Origin of the sequence: Kitasatospora sp. NPDC051984 (assembly GCF_044593455.1) — a bacterium.
Taxonomy (GTDB): domain Bacteria; phylum Actinomycetota; class Actinomycetes; order Streptomycetales; family Streptomycetaceae; genus Kitasatospora.
In genome coordinates this window covers 1-1,291 of record NZ_JBIUCB010000065.1, presented here as the reverse complement: position 1 = coordinate 1,291, position 1,291 = coordinate 1, and the positions used below count along the sequence as shown (strand labels likewise).

Here is a 1,291-nt window from a genome sequence, read left to right as displayed (position 1 = left end):
GGACGGTATGTGACGTGATGTCGCTTCTGTCATCACCAGAACGTGTGGTGCCGATGCGTCCGCGCTGATCGGGGTGTCCGGCCGTGCTGGAGTGTCTGCCGTGAACGACCGCCAGCCATACAAGAGTGACTTATCCGACGAGCGGTGGGCCCTGATCGAGCCCGTCATCGCCTCGTGGAAGGCCCAGCACCCCTCTGTCAGCGGCCATCAGGGCCAGTACGAGATGCGGGAGATCGTCAACGCCCTGCTCTACCAGTCCCGCACCGGCTGCCAGTGGGACTACCTGCCGCACGACCTTCCCCCGACCGGCGCGGTGAAGTACTACTTCTACAAGTGGCGCGACGACGGCACCGACCAGGTCATCCACGACCTCCTGCGGTGGCAGGTCCGCGAACGCAAGGGACGATTAGCCGACCCCACCCTGGTCGTGCTGGACACCCAGAGCCTGCACGCCGCCGCGGGCGTCCCGGCCGACACCACCGGCCGCGACGCGCACAAGAAGGTCCCAGGTCGCAAGCGGGGCCTGGCCGTTGACGTGCTCGGCCTGCTGATTGCCGTGGTGGTGATGGCCGCCTCCGTGCACGACAACGGCGTCGGCATCGCCCTGCTGGACAAGGTCGCCGCTGACACCGACACGGTGAAGAAGGCCCTGGTCGACCAGGGGTTCAAGACCGCCCTCGCCCGTCACGGGCAGGCCGTGGGCATCGACATCGAGGTCGTGCGGCGCAACCCGGCGGACACCGGGTTCGTTCCGCAGTCCAAGCGGTGGGTGGTGGAGCAGGTCAACGGGATCATGATGCTGCACCGCAGACTGGTGCGCGACTACGAACACCGCCCCGCCTCTGCCGAGTCCAGGGTGTATTGGGCCATAAGCGACCGGATGTCGAAGATGCTGACCGGCACCTCCACCCCTTCCTGGCGGGAGACGTAATGGCCGGCGAGCTGACCCTGGGCGCGGTCCTGGCCCGCCTGGAGGACCGGGAGCGGGAGATCGCCGACGAGGCCCGGGCCGTCAGCGACCAGATCACTGAACTGACCGCCCGACTGCGGGAGTTCGACCGCGCCGCCGAAGAGGTCCGGATCACTCGCAAGACCCTGCTCGACCTGCCCGACCCGCCCGATCCCGCACCGCCGGCCCCGGACCTGCCGGATCATCCGGCCTACCAGCAGATCATGGCGGCGTTCGCCGCGGCCGACACCCCGCTGAGGGCACGGGCCGTGTGCGAGGCGATCGACCTGGAGATCGCGCCCAACACCGTCAACAACGTCCGACTGAAACTCAAGCGGCTGG

At 68.2% G+C, this 1,291-nt stretch carries 2 protein-coding genes; both read left to right on the top strand.

The window, feature by feature from the left end:
• Positions 1–100 precede the first annotated feature (100 nt).
• Positions 101–931, top strand: a complete 831-nt coding sequence (locus ACIHEI_RS37480) for an IS5 family transposase (protein WP_396609994.1) — start codon at positions 101–103, stop codon at positions 929–931.
• Positions 931–1,291 (top strand): hypothetical protein (locus ACIHEI_RS37475; RefSeq protein WP_396609993.1); only part of this gene is annotated, 361 nt, incomplete at its 3' end. The genes ACIHEI_RS37480 and ACIHEI_RS37475, both read left to right, overlap by 1 nt.